General features: G+C 64.3%; 16 protein-coding genes and 1 pseudogene. 12 read left to right on the top strand and 5 right to left on the bottom strand.

Annotated elements, in window-relative coordinates; translation table 11 throughout:
• Window positions 1-13 precede the first annotated feature (13 nt).
• Together D460_RS0126680 and D460_RS0126675 are read left to right on the top strand one after the other, a co-directional pair.
• On the top strand, window positions 14-1,345 hold the full coding sequence (locus tag D460_RS0126680; RefSeq protein WP_018901671.1) for a sensor histidine kinase: 1,332 nt from the start codon (window positions 14-16) through the stop codon (window positions 1,343-1,345).
• A complete protein-coding gene (locus D460_RS0126675) occupies window positions 1,342-2,016 on the top strand; it encodes a response regulator transcription factor (RefSeq protein WP_018901670.1) in 675 nt (224 codons plus the stop codon). The genes D460_RS0126680 and D460_RS0126675 overlap by 4 nt, the downstream gene beginning before the upstream one ends.
• Window positions 2,017-2,032: 16 nt before the next feature.
• On the opposite strand, the gene D460_RS36560 is transcribed toward D460_RS0126675, so the two are convergent.
• A complete protein-coding gene (locus tag D460_RS36560) occupies window positions 2,033-2,503 on the bottom strand; it encodes a hypothetical protein (RefSeq protein ID WP_051110838.1) in 471 nt (156 codons plus the stop codon).
• A gap of 62 nt (window positions 2,504-2,565) precedes the next feature.
• Entirely contained in the window at window positions 2,566-2,922 is a 357-nt protein-coding gene (locus tag D460_RS0126665) for a hypothetical protein (protein WP_018901669.1), read from the bottom strand.
• Between the two features lie 298 nt (window positions 2,923-3,220).
• Here D460_RS0126665 and D460_RS0126660 point away from each other — a divergent pair, with 298 nt between their 5' ends.
• Window positions 3,221-4,231, top strand: coding sequence for an iron ABC transporter substrate-binding protein (locus tag D460_RS0126660; RefSeq protein ID WP_018901668.1), 1,011 nt, complete (start codon window positions 3,221-3,223; stop codon window positions 4,229-4,231).
• Between the two features lie 554 nt (window positions 4,232-4,785).
• Here D460_RS0126660 and D460_RS36930 read toward each other — a convergent pair.
• From D460_RS36930 to D460_RS0126650, 3 genes and pseudogenes are all read right to left on the bottom strand, one after another.
• Window positions 4,786-4,938 (bottom strand): annotated as a pseudogene (locus D460_RS36930) (riboflavin biosynthesis protein RibD); the annotation flags it as partial.
• Between the two features lie 49 nt (window positions 4,939-4,987).
• Window positions 4,988-5,707, bottom strand: a complete 720-nt coding sequence (hutC, locus tag D460_RS0126655) for a histidine utilization repressor (protein WP_018901667.1) — start codon at window positions 5,705-5,707, stop codon at window positions 4,988-4,990.
• Between the two features lie 56 nt (window positions 5,708-5,763).
• Window positions 5,764-7,125: a formimidoylglutamate deiminase gene (locus D460_RS0126650; protein ID WP_018901666.1), complete on the bottom strand. Its 1,362-nt coding sequence runs from the start codon at window positions 7,123-7,125 to the stop codon at window positions 5,764-5,766.
• 122 nt (window positions 7,126-7,247) lie between these two features.
• On the opposite strand from D460_RS0126650, the gene hutI reads away from it, so the two are divergent.
• The 9 genes from hutI (at window position 7,248) to D460_RS0126605 (ending at window position 18,015) form a co-directional block, all read left to right on the top strand.
• Entirely contained in the window at window positions 7,248-8,510 is a 1,263-nt protein-coding gene (gene hutI / locus D460_RS0126645) for an imidazolonepropionase (RefSeq protein ID WP_018901665.1), read from the top strand.
• A complete protein-coding gene (hutH, locus tag D460_RS0126640; protein ID WP_018901664.1) occupies window positions 8,507-10,042 on the top strand; it encodes a histidine ammonia-lyase in 1,536 nt (511 codons plus the stop codon). The genes hutI and hutH overlap by 4 nt, the downstream gene beginning before the upstream one ends.
• 205 nt (window positions 10,043-10,247) lie before the next feature.
• The gene (gene hutG / locus D460_RS0126635; protein WP_018901663.1) at window positions 10,248-11,048 is read left to right on the top strand and encodes an N-formylglutamate deformylase; all 801 of its coding nucleotides are present in this window, start codon (window positions 10,248-10,250) and stop codon (window positions 11,046-11,048) included.
• A gap of 43 nt (window positions 11,049-11,091) precedes the next feature.
• Window positions 11,092-12,780, top strand: a complete 1,689-nt coding sequence (hutU, locus tag D460_RS0126630) for a urocanate hydratase (protein WP_018901662.1) — start codon at window positions 11,092-11,094, stop codon at window positions 12,778-12,780.
• Between the two features lie 171 nt (window positions 12,781-12,951).
• Window positions 12,952-13,536 (top strand): HutD family protein, encoded by a 585-nt coding sequence (locus D460_RS0126625; protein ID WP_018901661.1) that lies wholly within the window; start codon window positions 12,952-12,954, stop codon window positions 13,534-13,536.
• Window positions 13,537-13,713: 177 nt separating this feature from the next.
• Window positions 13,714-14,727 (top strand): taurine ABC transporter substrate-binding protein, encoded by a 1,014-nt coding sequence (tauA, locus tag D460_RS0126620; RefSeq protein ID WP_018901660.1) that lies wholly within the window; start codon window positions 13,714-13,716, stop codon window positions 14,725-14,727.
• A gap of 65 nt (window positions 14,728-14,792) precedes the next feature.
• Complete coding sequence (locus D460_RS0126615; RefSeq protein WP_018901659.1) at window positions 14,793-15,584, top strand: ABC transporter ATP-binding protein; 792 nt, start codon at window positions 14,793-14,795, stop codon at window positions 15,582-15,584.
• Window positions 15,581-16,435 carry an ABC transporter permease subunit gene (locus tag D460_RS0126610; RefSeq protein WP_018901658.1) on the top strand — a complete coding sequence of 285 codons (855 nt, stop codon included), beginning with the start codon at window positions 15,581-15,583 and terminating at the stop codon, window positions 16,433-16,435. Before D460_RS0126615 ends, D460_RS0126610 begins: the two co-directional genes overlap by 4 nt.
• Before the next feature lie 101 nt (window positions 16,436-16,536).
• Window positions 16,537-18,015 carry an FAD/NAD(P)-binding protein gene (locus D460_RS0126605; RefSeq protein WP_018901657.1) on the top strand — a complete coding sequence of 493 codons (1,479 nt, stop codon included), beginning with the start codon at window positions 16,537-16,539 and terminating at the stop codon, window positions 18,013-18,015.
• Window positions 18,016-18,025: the final 10 nt, after the last annotated feature.

Here is an 18,025-nt window from a genome sequence, read left to right as displayed (position 1 = left end):
CCAAAGGCTTACTTTGGCGTGGCAATTCGGCATTGCGGGTGGTCTGGTGCTGGTGCTCGGCATGACGCTCATCGGATTATGGGTGACAAGCCGCATCGAAAGCGCGGCGGTGCGCAACACCGCCAACGCCACAGCACTCTATGTCGACAGCATCATCGCACCCCTCACGCAGGAACTCGCCTCGGGCACCTCGCTCGGCGAGGGCGCCAAGCTGGCGCTGACCGAGACACTGCAGCAGGGTGTGCTGCGCGGCAGGCTCTATTCGTTCAAGATTTGGCGGCCCGATGGGACGGTGCTTTTCAGCAGCGAGCCCAGCCTTGTCGGCAAGCACTTCGAGATGACCGAGGGGCTCGCGACGGCGCTCGCCGGCTCGGTGCATGCCGAGTTCGACGACCTCAGGGGCGAGGAAAACAAGCTCGAGCAAAAAAGCGGCCAGCCGCTTCTAGAAATCTACAGCCCGATCCGCGAGCCCTGGTCGGGCGACATCATTGCTGTTGCCGAATTCTACGAGATCGCCAGCGACCTGCGCTCCGAACTCGCCGTCGCCCGGCTGCAGAGCTGGCTCGTCGTCGGCACCGTCACGGCCGGCATGCTCGCGCTGCTCTTCATCATCGTCGCTCGAGGTAGCCACCTGATCGACGTCCAGCGGCGGTCGCTCGACGCACAGGTCATCGAGCTGTCGCGGATGCTCGACCTAAACCGGGCGCTGCGCCAGCGCGCCGACAAGGCCAACCAGCGCACGGCGACGCTGAACGAGCGCTATCTCCGCCGCATCTCCGCCGAACTGCACGACGGCCCCGCACAGCTGCTCGGCTTTGCCGCGTTGAGATTGGAGGCGATCGCCAAGGGTACGGCCAAGGGCGACGATGAATCGTTGGTCAGCAGTTCGATCACCGAGGCCATCCAGGAAATCCGCAACATCTGCCGCGGCCTCACGCTGCCGGAGCTGGAACAGCTCTCGGGCGACGATGTCGTTCGCCGCGCCATCCAGGCGCACGAGACGCATTCGCGCAGCAAGATCGTCTCGAATGTCGGGCCGCTCGATATCCCGGCGCAGGCCGCCAAGATTTGCGCCTACCGCTTTATCCAGGAGGCGCTGAGCAACGCCACCCGGCATGCCGGCGCGTCGAAAATCTCGGTGACGGCATCCGAGGACGACCACCATGTCACGATCACGGTCGAGGACAACGGAACCGGCTTTGTCAGGTCTGGAGACGAACATGGACTTGGGCTTGCCGGGCTGGAGGAACGGCTGGCCGGGCTCGGCGGGCGCCTCGACATCACGTCGGACGCCAGCGCCGGAACCACTTTGCGGATGATGCTACCGAGGAGACCATCGGAATGACTGCGAACACGCTGAGAGTGGCGATCGTCGACGACCACCCGATCTTCCGTAATGGCCTGGCACGAAGCCTTTCCGACGAGCCGGGTTTCGAAGTGGTCGGCGAAGGCGCCAGCGCTGCCGATGCGATAGCGCTGTTCAGCCAGCATCGGCCCGATGCGCTGCTTCTCGATCTCTCGATGCCCGGCGGCGGGCATCATGCCCTGCGCGCGATCATCAAGGATGACGCGGCCGCGACCGTCATCGTGCTGACGGCTTCCGAGGAGGACAGCGATCTCTTCGACGCGCTCAAGGAGGGCGCGAAGGGTTACATCCTCAAGGGGGTCAACGCCTCCACGCTGGTATCGGCGGTCCGCAACGTGGTGGCGGGCGAAAGCTATGTGTCTCCGAGCCTTGCCGCGCGCATCCTGACGGAAATGAAGGGCGATGGCGCCCAGCCTCACCCAGCCCCGGCGCGCAATCCGCAAGAGGATGCCTTGGCCTTGCTGACGCCACGCGAGGAGCAGATTCTTGGATTGGTCGCCGACGGCAACAGCAACAAGGAGGTTGCCCGCCAGCTCAGCCTCCAGGAAAAGACGATCAAGCACAACATGACGCGCATCCTTCAGAAGCTGAAGGCGCGCAATCGCACGGAAGCCGCGATGTTCCTGCGCGACGCGCGATCACGGTCCTGATCAGTCCCGGTTACAATTAGCGGAAACGGTCGATATCGGTTTTCTTGGCGTCGCGACGGATGACGAGGCGGCCTTCGGGATCGAACAGCTCATAGCGGCCGTTCCTTATGCGCTCGCGCCAGCCGCCATCGAAGGCGCGATCCTCGCGCGGGGATATAGAGCCGGTGCGATCATCCCGGCCGCCATGCCGGCCACTTCCCGAGCGGCTGCCGCCATCGTCGTCCGACGAGTGAGATCCGGATGAGCCTGAGCCCGAGGAGCCGGAAGACCCCGAACCGGAGGATCCGGAATGGTCGGAACCGGACGATCCTGAACCGGATCCCGATCCGCCGCCGCCCGAGCTGCCGCTGCCACTACCGCCCGAGCTCCCGCTTCCGCCCGAACCACCGCCACCGCTTCCCTTGTCCGCCCATGCGGAGACCGGGCCCGCCACGACTGAAATCGTGCAGAGAATGACGGTACAGGCGATTTTCGGCCAGGTGTTCACGATCGATCTCCTTGAGCGGTAGCCCCGGCCCTCAAAGGACCGGGACATGACTGACATCGCGATCAGCGGCGTCCGCCATGATCGTCGCTACCGCCACCGCCGTGGTGATCTCCACCGTGGTCGTCGCCGCCATGATGCTCGTGGCTTGCGGAATCATCCGAGCCGCGTCCACGGGATGAGGAAGAGGATGCCGACGACGCGGACGAGCTGTGGCGGACGTGGTCGGGGCCGTCATCGAGCCCGCGACCGTGGCGCTTGTGCTTGACGAGATCGTCGGCGCCCTGCCGCACGAGTATTGCCACCGGCGGATTGAGCGCGGTGATGCCGGCATTCGGCGACAGAGGTGCGGCGCCGGCCGAGCCAAGCGCCAGAAGTAGCGATCCGGCGGTAACGCAAGTGTGAACGATGATCTTCTTCATGCCTACTCTCCCATGTTTTCCGGCCGGAACGGTTGCGATCTCGTGAAATGCTGCCGGTCGGGTCCCACCAATTCTTACTGATTTCGCGGCCTTTCCTAGCGGCCCCGGCCCTCTACGGCGGCCAATAGGGACTTTAGTCCCCATGGTCAGGACCAACGGCACACGATAAGTGGAGTACGTCAGAATAGTTTTAGCCGGAAGCGCCGGCCGGAGCATTCAGACGCATTGCTAACCAATTCATAGCGACCGAAAACTTGAGCCGATCCGGGCCTGGTTTCGCTCCAATCAGGAGTTTGACATGAAGAAATCCATCAGCCTGAAGCTGGCTTCCGCCGCCGCGCTTCTCGCCGCGACAGCCTTCGTAAACGGCGCGTTCGCGCAGGATGCCGAAGGCATCGTCGTGTACAACGCCCAGCACGAGGGCCTCGGCACTGAGTGGGCCGAAGGCTTCACCAAGGATACCGGCATCAAGGTCACCGTCCGCAAGGGCAGCGACATGCAGTTCGCCAACCAGATCGTACAGGAAGGCGACGCGTCGCCGGCCGACGTGTTCCTGACCGAAAACTCCCCGGCCATGGCGCTGGTCGCCTCCGCCGGCCTCTTCGCACCGGTCGACAAGGAAACGCTGGCCCAGGTTCCCTCGCAGTTCCACCCGGCCGACGGCACCTGGACGGGCATCGCCGCTCGCTCGACCGTTTTCGCCTACGACAAGACCAAGCTCACGGAAGACAAGCTGCCGAAGTCGATGATGGATCTCGCCGATCCGGCCTGGAAGGGTCGTTGGGGCGCATCTCCTGGTGGCGCTGACTTCCAGGCCATCGTTGGCGCGCTGCTGCAGCTGAAGGGCGAGGAAGCGACCGCTTCCTGGCTGAAGGCCATGAAGGAAAACGCAACGCCTTATAAGGGCAACAGCGTTGCCATGAAGGCCGTCAATGCCGGCGAAGTCGAAGGCGCGATCATCTATCACTACTACTACTTCGGTGATCAAGCCAAGACCGGCGAAAACAGCAAGAACGTCAACCTCCACTACTTCAAGAACGAAGATCCGGGCGCGTTCCTCAGCGTTTCCGGCGGTGGCGTGCTGAAGTCCAGCAAGCATCCGAAGGAAGCCCAGGCTCTGCTGAAGTGGATCACGTCCAAGGCTGGCCAGGACGTTCTCAAGAACGGCGATTCCTTTGAATACTCGGTTGCCGGCGATTCCAACGCCAAGCTGGTTCCGATCGCCGACCTGAAGGCACCGAAGGTCGAAGCCTCCAAGCTCGACAACAAGAAGGTCGTCGAACTGATGACCGCAGCCGGCCTGCTCTAAGGTTTTTGAGCCTCCCAAGGCTTTAGAGCCGCGCGTCGAAAGGCGCGCGGCTTTTTCGTGTCTTTGCGTCGCGTGTATTCGTCAAATCAACGGCTTACGCGAATCTTCCGCTTCAGTTTTCCCCGCTCGAAAAACCTTGACCTAGAATGGCGTCGTCCCGTCATCGGATACACCGGCAGGCGTGCCGGCGAGGCGGGATCGGCGCGGAGCGTGAGGGTAAGACGCAAAACCTCATGACCCGGGTCTGCGGAAAATGGTCTCCCTCCGGTGACGGCGGTTTCCCTCGCAAGAGGGTGCCGAGTTGAGCCCGGACGTGCCTGTGAGGCACACATGGTTCCGCCACGAAGTTGGGCGGAAAGGCAGAGAGGTCGAAGTCGCGGATAAAAACCGCCGAACGGGGCGCTGGGAAGCGCCATATTCTACTTACTCAATCGAGGTGATTTCCAGCGCCCCGTCCGAGTGAAGTGCATGGTTGAGACACGGGTGAGAGCCGCGTGGGGATTTGGTGTGTCGGCGGGATACGAGGTTATGGTCGAAAGGTTTTGCCGTGTGTTACCCCCCTCTGCCCTGCCGGGCATCTCCCCCACAGGTGGGGAGATTGGCTGGGCGCAGCCGCTCGCTCCTACCTCGATGTTTGATTGGGGAGCAAGCCGCGAGTCGATCTCCCCCCTTGTGGGGGAGATGTCCGGCAGGACAGAGGGGGGTATCACACGGCAAGACGTCCAAGGGTCATCCAACTACGCCCCCACCGAGCGCTCAAGACGCCGGCGTAAACCGCGCCAACAACGCATGCTTGTCGCCGGGATAGGTAAATCGCACATGGGTAACCGGGCCGACATTGCTCCAGGTCCGACGCTCGACCACGAGGCAAGCCGTATTCCGGGGAATATCGAGCAACGTCGCCGCTTCACTTCCGGCTGCGACCGCGTGGATCCGGTGCTCGGCGCTCGACCAGGGGATCTGATTGATCAGCCAACTGCCCGGCGGAACCGTCGAAAAGTCGGCGTCCTCCACCTCGGGCACGGTGGCAAGGCTGATCAGGCGCTCCTCGAGACAGAAGGGCCGACCGCCGGCCAAATGGATGCAGACCACCTCGATGACCGACGAACCCGGCTGCAGCTCGAGGCGCCTGTTATCGTCGGCATCCGCCTTGCGCCTGGCGCGTCTCGCGACCGAAAACGAATAGGCGAGGTTCAGCGATTTCACCTCGGCGGCGATGTCGTGAATTTCCAACACAGCGGACTGCGCCTGCGGTTGGGTGACGAAGCTGCCGGACTTCTTGCGGCGCTCGATCAGGCCCGCCTTGGCGAGTTGGGTCAGCGCCTTGTTCACCGTCATCCGCGAGCAGTCGTATTCCTTGGTGAGCTCGAGCTCGAACGGAATGCGATGACCCGGCGGCCACTCGCCCGAGACGATGCGGCCTTCGATGTCGTTCACGATCCGCTGATGCAAGGTGATGTCCCTGCCCTGATCCATCGTCGCGCTCCGCTTTTCTCTCGGTCTACCGGCAATACCCGAGTCGGGAAAGGCCGTCAGGCCGCCAGCAATTCGTTCATCGCCTTGAGGAAGCGCCGGTTGATCGCCTCGCGGCCGACATGCCGGCCACTCTCGACCGTCTTCTCGCCCAGCGCCCAGACGCTGTCGACCGCAACACCGCCGGCAAACATCCAGTGGTCGAGCAGCTGGTCGCCTGCGAGATAGGGAACGGCCGATATGTCGAGCGCGACGATATCGGCGTGATGCCCGACCGCCAGCCCGCCCGGCGCCTTCAGCGCCGCGCCGCCGCCCGTGATCGCATGGTCGAAGAGGCTGCGCGCCGTCGAGCCGCCCGATGCGGCAATGACGTTGCGGGCTCGAAGCGCCAGACGCTGAGAATATTCGAGCTGCCGTAGCTCGCCGGGCAGCGAGATCAGCACGTTGGAATCGGAGCCGACGCCATAACGCCCACCCTCTTCGAGAAACAGCGGCGCCGGGAAGGTGCCGTCGCCGAGATTGGCCTCGGTGATCGGGCAGAGACCGGCAATCGCGCCACGCCGCGCCATCTCGCGTGTCTCGCTGTCGGTCATGTGGGTGGCGTGGATCAGGCACCAGCGACCATCGACATCGGCATTGTCGAGCAGCCATTCGACCGGCCGGGCGCCAGACCAAGCGATGCAATCCTCGACTTCCTTCACCTGCTCGGCGACGTGGATATGAACCGGCCCCTCGCCCGCCATCGGCACGACCTTGATGAGCTCTTCCGGCGTCGCCGCCCGCAGGCTGTGTGGCGCGAGCCCGAGCTCGGCGCCGCTGAGTTGCGACGTCACCGTGCGGCAGCCGTCCATCAACGCCGCGAAGCTGTCGAGCGAATTGATGAACCGGCGCTGCCCCTCGATCGGCTCGGCGCCGCCGAAGCCGGAATGGGCGTAGAAGACAGGCAGCAGGGTCAGCCCGATGCCAGCAGTGGCACTCGCCGCGCCAATTCGCTCGGCCAGCTCCGCGATATTGGCATAAGGCCGCCCGTCCTTGTCATGGTGCAGATAGTGGAACTCGCCGACGCGGGAGAAGCCGGCCTCCAGCATCTCCATGTAGAGCTGCGCGGCCACGGCCTCGACATGTTCAGGCGTCATCGACAGGGCGAACTTGTACATGACGGTGCGCCAGCTCCAGAAGCTGTCATTAGCCGGGCCTCTCACCTCGGCAAGACCCGCCATGGCGCGCTGGAAAGCATGGCTGTGAAGGTTCCCCATGGCCGGAACGAGCGTATGATGACGTTCGTCGGCAGGTTCTGCCTGAACCGATGTCTCGATGCGCGATATGCGTCCGCCCGCGAGCGTCAGCCGGACATTCTCCCGCCAACCCTCAGGCAGAAGTGCTGCGCGTGCGTGGAGTGTCGTCGCAACGGTTTGTGCCATGACCGATTTCTCTCCTTCTGGCGGAAGCGTCTCTTTCTTTTCCAGAGATACGCCCAAATTTTCCCTTGTCACCCGTTTATTATGTATATACATGTTGAGGCATAAGGAAAGGCGCAAAGCTGATGAACGGGAACAATTTTTCAGACGAGCAAGCCTCTGCAGAGGTCCGCCCGCACCTGTGGCGCAACGCCCGCCTGGCAACGCTCGACCCGAGCAAGGCCGGCCTCGGCGTCATCGAAAAGGGTGCTGTTGTCGTCGATTCCGGCCGCATCACCTATGTCGGCCCGGAAAGCGAATTGCCGGTTCTGGCGATCGAGCGCGCCGAGATCACCGATCTCGAAGGCCGCTGGGTGACACCAGGGCTCGTCGATTGCCACACCCACATCGTCTATGGCGGCAACCGCGCCCGCGAGTTCGAGATGCGCCTGGAAGGCGCCACCTATGAAGAGGTCGCTCGCGCCGGCGGGGGCATCGTCTCCTCGGTCAAGGCCACCAACGCACTTTCCGTCGACGGCCTCGTCGCCGCCTCGCTTCCACGTCTCGACACGCTGCTGTCGGAGGGGATGACGACGATCGAGATCAAGTCCGGCTATGGGCTCAACATCGAAGCCGAGCTGAAGATGCTGCGCGCCGCCCGCGCGCTGGGCAATATTCGCCCGGTCCGCGTCGTCACGTCCTATCTCGGCGCCCATGCCACGCCGGTCGAGTACAAGGGCCGCAACGGCGATTACATCACCGATGTCGTGCTGCCGGGCCTCGAACAGGCGCATGCCGAAGGTCTGGTCGATGCCGTCGACGGCTTCTGCGAGGGCATTGCGTTTTCCGTCGAGGAGATGCGCCGCGTCTTCGATCGAGCCCAGCAGTTGGGCCTCCCGGTCAAGCTCCACGCCGAGCAACTCTCCAACCTCGGCGGCGCCCGCTTCGCGGCATCCTATCTGGCGCTCTCGGCCGACCATCTCGAATACCTCACCGCCGACGATGCCGTCGTCATGGCCGCGGCCGGCACCGTCGCCGTGCTCCTGCCCGGCGCCTTCTACGCCATCAACGAAAAGCAGAAGCCGCCGGTCAAGGCGCTGCGCGAGGCCGGCGCCCGCATCGCCATCGCCACCGATTGCAACCCCGGCACCTCGCCGCTGACGTCGCTGCTCTTGACCATGAACATGTCCGCCACCCTGTTCGGCCTCACCGTCGAGGAATGCATTGCCGGCGCCACCCGTGAAGGTGCTCGCGCCCTGGGCCTCGTCGACGAAACCGGCACACTCGAAGCCGGCAAGTCGGCCGACTTCGCGATCTGGGATGTCGAGAGCCTCGCCGAACTCGTCTACCGCATCGGCTTCAACCCGCTTCACGCACACGTCTTCAAGGGCGAAAGGATCGACCGTTGACCATCACTCTTCATCCCGGCTCCGTATCGCTGAAGCATCTGGAAACGATCTACTGGACCGGCGAACCTGCTGTGCTCGACCGCTCCTTCGACGCCGGCATCAACAAGGCCGCCGCGCGCATCGCGGAGATTGCCGCCGGCAATGCGCCCGTCTATGGCATTAACACCGGCTTCGGAAAGCTTGCCTCGATCAAGATCGACAGCGCCGATGTGGCGACGCTGCAGCGCAATCTCATCCTGTCGCATTGCTGCGGCGTCGGCGCGCCGCTGCCTGAAAACATCGTCCGCCTCATCATGGCGCTAAAACTCGTCTCGCTCGGCCGCGGCGCCTCCGGCGTGCGGCTTGAGCTGGTGCGGCTGATCGAGGGCATGCTGGAAAAGGGTGTCATCCCCGTCATTCCGGAAAAGGGCTCCGTCGGCGCCTCCGGCGACCTCGCGCCGCTGGCGCATATGGCGGCCGTGATGATGGGCGAGGCCGAAGCCTTCTATAAGGGCGAGCGCCTGACCGGCGCCGCAGCGCTCGACAAGGCTGGCCTGACACCCGTCGTACTGGCCGCCAAGGAAGGCCTGGCGCTGATCAACGGCACGCAGACCTCCACCGCGCTGGCGCTCGCCGGCCTCTTCCGCGCTCATCGTGCAGCACAGGCAGCGCTGATCACCGGCGCCATGTCGACCGACGCCGCCATGGGCTCGTCCGCTCCGTTCCATCCCGACATTCACACGCTGCGCGGCCACAAGGGCCAGATCGACACGGCGGCTGCGCTGCGCGCACTTCTCGACAACTCCGTCATCCGCCAGAGCCATATCGAGGGCGACGAGCGCGTCCAGGACCCCTACTGCATCCGCTGCCAGCCGCAGGTGGATGGCGCCTGCCTCGACCTGTTGCGTTCGGTCGCCCGCACGCTGGAGATCGAAGCCAACGCGGTCACCGACAACCCGCTGGTGCTGTCTGACAATTCCGTCGTCTCCGGCGGCAATTTCCACGCTGAACCGGTGGCATTCGCCGCCGACCAGATCGCCATCGCGGTCTGCGAGATCGGCGCCATCTCGCAACGCCGCATCGCCCTGCTTGTCGATCCCGCCCTCTCCTACGGCCTGCCCGCCTTCCTCGCCAAGAAGCCCGGCCTCAACTCCGGCCTGATGATCGCGGAAGTGACCTCCGCGGCGCTGATGTCGGAAAACAAGCAGATGTCGCACCCGGCCTCGGTCGACTCGACGCCGACCTCGGCCAACCAGGAAGACCACGTCTCCATGGCCTGCCACGGCGCCCGCCGCCTGTTGCAGATGACCGACAACCTGTTCTCGATCATCGGCATCGAGGCGCTGACGGCAGCCCAGGGCGTCGAATTCCGCGCCCCGCTCGCGACCAGCCCGGAACTTTCGAGCGCGATCGCGGCAATCCGCGCCGTGGTGCCGACGCTGGAGGTCGACCGCTACATGGCGGGTGATCTGCAAGCGGCCAACGATCTGGTGGCCTCGGGTGGGCTCAATGCGGCGGTGTCTTCGGGCATTCTGCCTGGGTTGGAGGGGTGATGGTGATGTCGGCACTCGTTGCGTCCCCCTCTGCCCTGCCGGGAATCTCCCCCACAGGTGGGGAGATTGGCTGGACTTACCCGCTCGCTCCAAAGTCAACCGTTCTGCAAGGCGACAACAAAGAGTCGACTTCCCCCCTTGTGGGGGAGATGTCCGGCAGGACAGAGGGGGGTAACTCACCCGCAACCCGTGGAGCATTCAACCCATGACCACCCACGAAACCCGCCAGGGCACATCCGCCCTTATCCTCGGCCTCCCCCACACCGGCACCGACGTGCCGCCTGCCATCTGGGGCCGCCTGAACGACAACGGCAAGCTGCTCGCCGACACCGACTGGCACATCCACAATCTCTATGACGGCCTCATCGATGGCGCGACCACCGTACGCGCCACCTTCCACCGTTACGTCATCGACGCCAACCGCGATCCATCCGGCACCAGCCTTTACCCCGGCCAGAACACCACCGGCCTCGTGCCTGAAACGGATTTCGACGGCCTGTCGATCTGGAAGGATGGCGCCGCACCCAACGAAGCCGATATCGCCGAGCGACTGCGCGATTTCCACGCTCCCTATCACGCGGCGCTTGCAGCTGAGATCGAGCGGGTGAAGGCGATCCATGGCGTCGCCATCCTCTACGACTGCCACTCGATCCGCTCGCACATCCCCTTCCTCTTCGAAGGCAAGCTGCCGGACTTCAATATCGGCACCGACATGGGCAAGACCTGCGACGGCGCCATCGAGCAAGCGGTTGTCGCCGCGACTGCCTCGGCCACCGGTTACGACAGCATCCTCAACGGTCGCTTCAAGGGCGGCTGGACGACGCGGCATTACGGACGGCCAGAGACCGGCGTGCATGCGATCCAGATGGAGCTCGCGCAATCCACGCATCTTCAGACCGAAAAGCCGCCCTTTGCCTACGACACCGCCAAGGCCTACCGCCTGCGCGTCCATCTGAAAGACATCCTGGAGCGCATCGCCGCGATCGCGCCGAACCTCAAGAAATAAGCCTGAAACAACAAGCCATCCAACCCGGATAAGGGGAACCGCAATGACCAGCAATCCACGCCACAACATTCGCGATATCAGAAGCCCTGTTGGCCCCGAGCTCAACGCCAAGAGCTGGATGACCGAAGCGCCTCTGCGCATGCTGATGAACAATCTCGACCCAGACGTCGCCGAAAACCCACACGAGCTGGTGGTTTATGGCGGCATCGGCCGCGCTGCCCGCACCTGGGCCGATTTCGACCAGATCGTCGCGACGCTGAAGACGCTGACGGAAGAAGAGACGCTGCTGGTCCAATCCGGCAAGCCGGTCGGCGTGTTCCGCACCCACAAGGATGCGCCGCGCGTCTTGATCGCCAATTCCAACCTCGTGCCGCACTGGGCGACCTGGGATCATTTCAACGAGCTGGATAAGAAGGGTCTTGCCATGTACGGCCAGATGACCGCCGGCTCGTGGATCTACATCGGCACGCAGGGCATCGTGCAGGGCACCTACGAGACCTTCGTCGAAGCCGGCCGCCAGCACTATAATGGCGACCTCAAGGGCAAGTGGATCCTCACCGGCGGCCTCGGCGGCATGGGCGGCGCGCAGCCGTTGGCGGCCGTCATGGCCGGCGCCTGCTGCCTCGCGGTCGAAAGCGACGAAACCCGCATCGATTTCCGCCTGCGCACCCGCTATGTCGACGCCAAGGCCAAGTCGCTGGATGAAGCGCTTGCCATGATCGCCGAGTGGACGGCGAAGGGCGAAGCCAAGTCGGTCGGCCTGCTCGGCAACGCCGCCGAAATCTTCCCGGAACTCGTGGCCCGCATGAAATCAGGCGGCCCGTGTCCCGATATCGTCACCGACCAGACCTCGGCTCACGATCCGCTCAACGGTTATCTCCCGATCGGCTGGACCGTTGCCGAACACAAGGCCAAGCGCGAGAGCGATCCGAAGGCCGTCGAGGCTGCCGCCCGCGCCTCGATGAAGAAGCACGTTGAAGCCATGGTCGCTTTCTGGGATGCCGGCGTGCCGACGCTCGACTACGGCAACAACATCCGCCAGGTCGCCAAGGATGAGGGCCTGGAAAACGCCTTCGCCTTCCCGGGCTTCGTGCCGGCCTATATCCGCCCGCTGTTTTGCCGCGGCATCGGCCCGTTCCGCTGGGCGGCCCTCTCCGGCGATCCCGAGGATATCTACAAGACCGACGCCAAGGTGAAGGAGCTGCTGCCTGACAACAAGCACCTGCACAATTGGCTCGACATGGCCCGCGAGCGCATCTCCTTCCAGGGCCTGCCGGCGCGTATCTGCTGGGTCGGCTTGGGCGATCGCCACCGCCTGGCGCTGGCCTTCAACGAGATGGTCAAGAACGGCGAACTCTCGGCGCCCGTCGTTATTGGCCGCGACCACCTCGACAGCGGCTCGGTCGCCTCGCCGAACCGCGAGACGGAAGCGATGAAGGACGGCTCGGACGCCGTGTCCGACTGGCCGCTCCTCAACGCGCTCCTCAACACCGCATCCGGCGCCACCTGGGTGTCGCTACATCACGGCGGCGGCGTCGGCATGGGCTTCAGCCAGCACTCTGGCGTGGTCATCTGCGCCGACGGCTCCGACGATGCGGCCAAGCGCCTGGAACGCGTGCTCTGGAACGACCCGGCCACCGGCGTCATGCGCCATGCCGATGCGGGTTATGACATCGCGCTGGACTGCGCCAAGGAGAAGGGCCTGCGCCTGCCGGGGATTTTGGGGAACTGATAGAGCGAGACACCGGGCCTCAGAATGGTATGAGGCCCGGATATTGAAGGATGGTCGAGAGGCGACGATCGGCGTCGCCTCGAACGTCCCCGCTCATTCCTTGTCTGTTACGATCGGCTTGTCATCGAACGGCGTTCCACTCCCCTCCCATTTGCAACCTCCGAAGATCCCATGTCCCGCGCCACAATCCTGACCGCCAACAGCTACCGCCGCATGCCGTGGAAGAACGGTGGTGGGGAGACGGTGGAGATTGCGATTTCGCCGGAGGGGGCGGCACTTTCTGAGTTCGATTGGCGGATCAGCATGGCGACGGTCGCAACCGATGGGCCGTTCTCGATTTTCCCCGGCATCGACCGGACCTTGTCGATCCTCGACGGCGAAGGCATGTCGCTTGCGATCGACGGCCGCGCGCCCTTGCTGTTGACGCAGGAAAGTGCGCCCCTCGCCTTCCCCGCTGACGTTGCGGTGTCCGCGGCGCTCAAATCCGGGCCGATCACCGACCTTAACGTCATGACGCGTCGCGGTGGGCTGTGGCACCGGGTCGAGCGCGTCGTGGTCGATGGCGAGGTGACGTTCGGCGGCGCGGCCGGCACGCTGCTGGTGTTCTGCCATCGCGGCACGCTTAATCTAACCTGGGCGGACGGCCAGGCGTCGCTTGGCGAAGGCGATACGTTGTTGCTGCAGGACGCGGCAGGCATCTCGCTCGAGATGGATGGCCAGGCGCTCTGCTACCTCATCACCATGGATGCCGCCTGACGCGGCAACCACCGACAAGCCGCAATTGTCCGCCCGGCAAATCAGACGCAAAACAATATTGTCGCTATACTCTATAAAATAGATAGTTTTATCTGTGTGCCGCCCATGGCCCGCCGTAGTGTTTTCCCGTCGAAACAAGTTGAGCCGACGCACAAGCGCGGCATTCGGGGGCGAAACATGAATATCAAGGGCATTATCGCAGGACTTACACTTGGCGTGGCAGCCGTGGCAGCGCCGTTCTTGGCGAAGGCAGCCGACAAGAAGGTCGTCGTTGCCTACCAGACGGATGCACTGCCGTCTTCGGTGGCGATCGCAAATGGTGAGTTCGCCAAGGCGACGGGCTACGACATCGATTTCCGCAAGTTCAATTCCGGCGCCGAGATCTTCGCGGCGATCGCCTCGGGCGACGTGCAGGTCGGCTATGTCGGCTCCAGCCCGTTTGCGGCGGCCACCTCGCGCGGGCTTGCCGTCAAGGCCTTCTACCTCTCCTCAATCTCGGGCATCGACGAGGCACTTGTCGTCCGCGACGGTTCGGGCATCAACTCGCTCAACGACCTCAAGGGCAAGAAGCTGGCGGCAGCGCCCGTCTCCACCGATCATTACCAGCTCCTGGCGCTGATCAAGTCGCTCGGCCTCAGCGAGAAGGACGTGCAGGTCTTCGCGATCCCGCAGCCTGAAATCGTCGCCAGCTACAATCGCGGCGATATCGACGGTGGCTTCGTCTGGGATCCGGCGCTGACGGAACTGAAGAAGAAGGGCAAGGTGCTCGTCACCTCGAAGGATGTCGCCGACAAGGGCGCGCCGACCTTCTCCGCCTGGGTCGCAGCCTCGAAATTCGCCGATGAAAACCCTGAATTCCTGAAGGGCTTTGCCGGTGTCATCAACACCTATTACGCCTCCTTCGCCAAGGACAAGAAGGCCTGGGAAGCCGATAGCGAGAACGCCAAGCTGCTCGCCAAGACGCTGGGCGGCACGCCCGAACAGCAGGCGGCGGCGCTGAAGAACCTGACGCTTCTGACGCCCGACGTCCAGGCTTCCGATGCATGGCTCGGCGGCGACGAAAAGGCAGGTGCTGCCAAGATCCTCAAGGACACCGCCACCTTCCTGAAGGAGCAGGGCAAGGTCAGCGAAGTGCTGCCGAGCTACGCCGCCTTCGTCACCGCTGACGCGCTGACCAATCCAAGCAACTAAACCAACTTCGGCAGAAACGCTGGCGCGACACCGCGCCAGCGTCCTCATTTTCAAAGAGACCTGACATGCTCAAAGTCGACCACGCGAGCGTCTATTTCCAGACACGAGACGGCCGAACGGTCCATGCGCTCGACCGCGTCTCGCTCGCCATTCCCGAAAACAGCTTCGTCGTCGCGCTCGGCGCTTCCGGCTGCGGCAAGTCCACCCTGCTCAACGCCATCGCCGGCTTCCTGCCGTTGTCGGAAGGCGCGATCACGCTGGACGGGCGGCCCGTTGCCTCGCCGGGTGCGGATCGCGGCGTCGTGTTCCAGAAGGACACGCTGCTGCCCTGGAAGACCGTGATCGACAACGTCGCCCTCGGCCTGAAGTTCGCCGGCGTGCCGAAAAGCGCCCGCCGCGAGCGCGCCGAACGATTGCTGCACGTAGTCGGCCTCAAGGATTTCGCAGCCGCCTTCCCGTATGAACTCTCCGGCGGCATGCGCCAGCGCGTCGGCATCGCCAGGGCGCTCGCCACCGAACCGGCCGTTCTGCTGATGGATGAGCCCTTCGGCGCGCTCGACAGCCTCACCCGAGAGCAGATGCAGGAGCTGCTGGTCTCGATCTGGAAGGAGACGCATACCCGCATCTTCTTCATCACCCACTCGATCGAGGAAGCGCTGTTTCTCGGCACGCAGGTCGTGGTGATGTCGCCGCGCCCGGGCCGTATCGTCGCCCGCTTCGACCTCGATTTCGTCCGCCGCTTCGCCGAGACGGGGGACGCCAGGGCGGTGAAGACATCGCCTGAATTCGCCAATCTGCGTGAGGAAATCCGCGACATCCTGCATGGATCGGAAGAGCTGAGGAGTGCCGCCGAATGAGCGATTTCACCGAAACCGGCCGCGTCGTCATCGGCTCGCCCGCAGAACAGCCGAAGCTCGTCAAGATGAAGGGCTTCGGCGCCGGCGAAAAGCCGACCGTTCTGATCAGCATCGCGACAGCACTCGTGCTTCTCACCGCCTGGTGGCTGGTCGCAAAACTGGCGCTGGTGCCGCATCTCTTCCTGCCAACGCCGCAGGAGGTCTGGACGCAGGTGGGCGCGATCTACAATGACGGCTACGCCGGCGCCTCGCTCTATGAGCACGTTTCCGCGAGCCTGTTCCGCATCGTCACCGCCGCCGCGATTGCCACAGTCGTCGGCATTCCGGTCGGGCTGCTGATGGGGCTGAACCGCTGGGTCAAGGGCGTGCTCGATACGCCCATCGAATTCTACTGGCCGCTGCCGCCGCTCGCCTATCTGCCGCTGATGATCATCTGGCTCGGCATCGGCGAGACCTCGAAGGTGACGCTCCTGGTGCTCGCCATGTTCGCGCCTATCTGCCTTTCGGCGCAGGCCGGCGTCCGCTCGCTGCCGATCGAACGCGTCAATGCCGCACGCTCGCTTGGCGCCCGGCCCTGGCAAATCCTCGTCAGCATCGTGCTCCCCTCGGCGCTGCCGGAGATCCTGACCGGTCTCAGGATCGCGCTCGGCATCGGCTGGGGCACGCTGGTCGCCGCCGAGCTGATCGCCTCGACGCGAGGGATCGGCTACATGATCATGTCGGCGTCGCAGTTCCTGGCGACCGACGTGGTCTTCGTCGGCATCGGCATCATTGCCGCCTGCGCCTTCTCCTTCAGCGCCGCCATCCGCATCCTGGAAGCCGTGCTGGTGCCGTGGAAGGGGAAGAGCTAGCATCTGCAACAGTTCATCCCCCCTTCGCGGGGATCGGGTACTCTACCCGTGAGCAAGCCTCGGCCGCCGTTGCCAGACGGCCGGCCGATGCCTAGATTGCGATGCCGCAGAACAGACCGAATGGACCGCAGATCGTGAATGTCGACGATACTTTCCCCTCCCCGGCGGAACTGAGCGGCGCTCGCCGCCGGCCGCTGGTTGCCATTATCGGCGGCGGCATTTCGGGCGCGGGGGTTGCCTATCACCTGGCGCTCGCGGGGCGGGATCGACCGCCTGCCATCACCGTCTTCGAGCCGCGCGCCGAGCTTGGCCGTGGCCTCGCCTACGACACGAACGACCCCGCCCACCGTATCAATGTGCCGGCAGCCAGAATGAGCCTTCTGCCGGAGCATCCCGGAGATTTCCTCGAATGGATCGAGCTCAACGATGCGATCGCCGACGACCTCGCCGCACGCCGCGCAGGCGGGGCGATCTTTCCGCGCCGTGAGCTGTTCGGCCGATACGTGGCATCAGCGCTGCGGCCGCTGGTCGAGACCGGGTCCGTTAGGCACCGGCGTGCAATCGTTACCGATGTCGAGCGCGACGGCGCCTTCTGGCGGATCTCAGACAGCCAGGGCGGCCAGACCTTTGCCGACTATCTCGTCATCGCGACAAGCCACCCCTCGCCCTCCCCGCCTTCAGCGTTGATGGCGCTCGCCGGTCATCCGAAGTTCGTTGCTGATTCCACCGTGCCGGGCGCGCTCGACGCCATCAGCCCAGACGATCGTCTCCTCGTCGTCGGCAACGGGCTGACGGCCGCCGATGTCGTGGCGTCGCTCGATAGCACCGGACATCGCGGCCCGGTGACGTCGATCTCTCGACGTGGCTTGAGATCGCGGGGCCATCCGGCGGTCGTGCAGGATTCGTTTGGCGCGTTCGAGACGGTGCCGGTCGAGAGCGCCACCCAGCTCTTGCGCCTTGTCCGCCGTACCATCCGCGAGGCAGAACAAGCGGGGCTCACATGGCATGCGGTGCTGGATCAGGTGCGCGGTCACGGGCATGCGATCTGGCGGGCGCTGCCTGTGTCGGAGCGCCGCCGCATCGTCCGCCACCTTCGCCCCTTCTGGGACGTGCATCGCTTCCGCATCGCGCCGCAGGTGGAGGAGGTTCTGGACCGCGCGGTCGCCAACGGCCGCATGGAAGTGCTGGCCGCCTCCGTTGTGAGCATCAGGCGCGAGGGCGATGACATCAGGGTCTTGCTGCGACAGCGCAACGGCGGGCTGCTGGAACGGGCCTACGATGCGGTAGTCGTAACGACCGGCCCGGCCCATGGCGGCATCCTGAACAGTCAGCCGTGGCTCGCAAAGCTACGCGATCTCGGCCACCTGCAGCTGGACCCGACCGGGCTGGGCATCGCCTGCAATCTCTCATCCGAAGCCCTTGCCGGCGATGGGCGACCGGATCCGACATTGCTGATCTCGGGCCCCTTGGCGCGCGGCACGTTCGGTGAGCTGATGGGCCTGCCACAGATCACCGAACACGCGGTCTTCGTTGCGAGTGAGCTCGATCGAAAAGTCGAGAAAGATCTCGAACAGGATTGATATCGCTTGA

The sequence above is a fragment of the Rhizobium sp. 2MFCol3.1 genome (assembly GCF_000377565.1).
Classification (GTDB): domain Bacteria; phylum Pseudomonadota; class Alphaproteobacteria; order Rhizobiales; family Rhizobiaceae; genus Rhizobium.
Note: the sequence above shows the minus strand (reverse complement) of the source record. Positions and strands in the feature narration are given on the sequence as shown.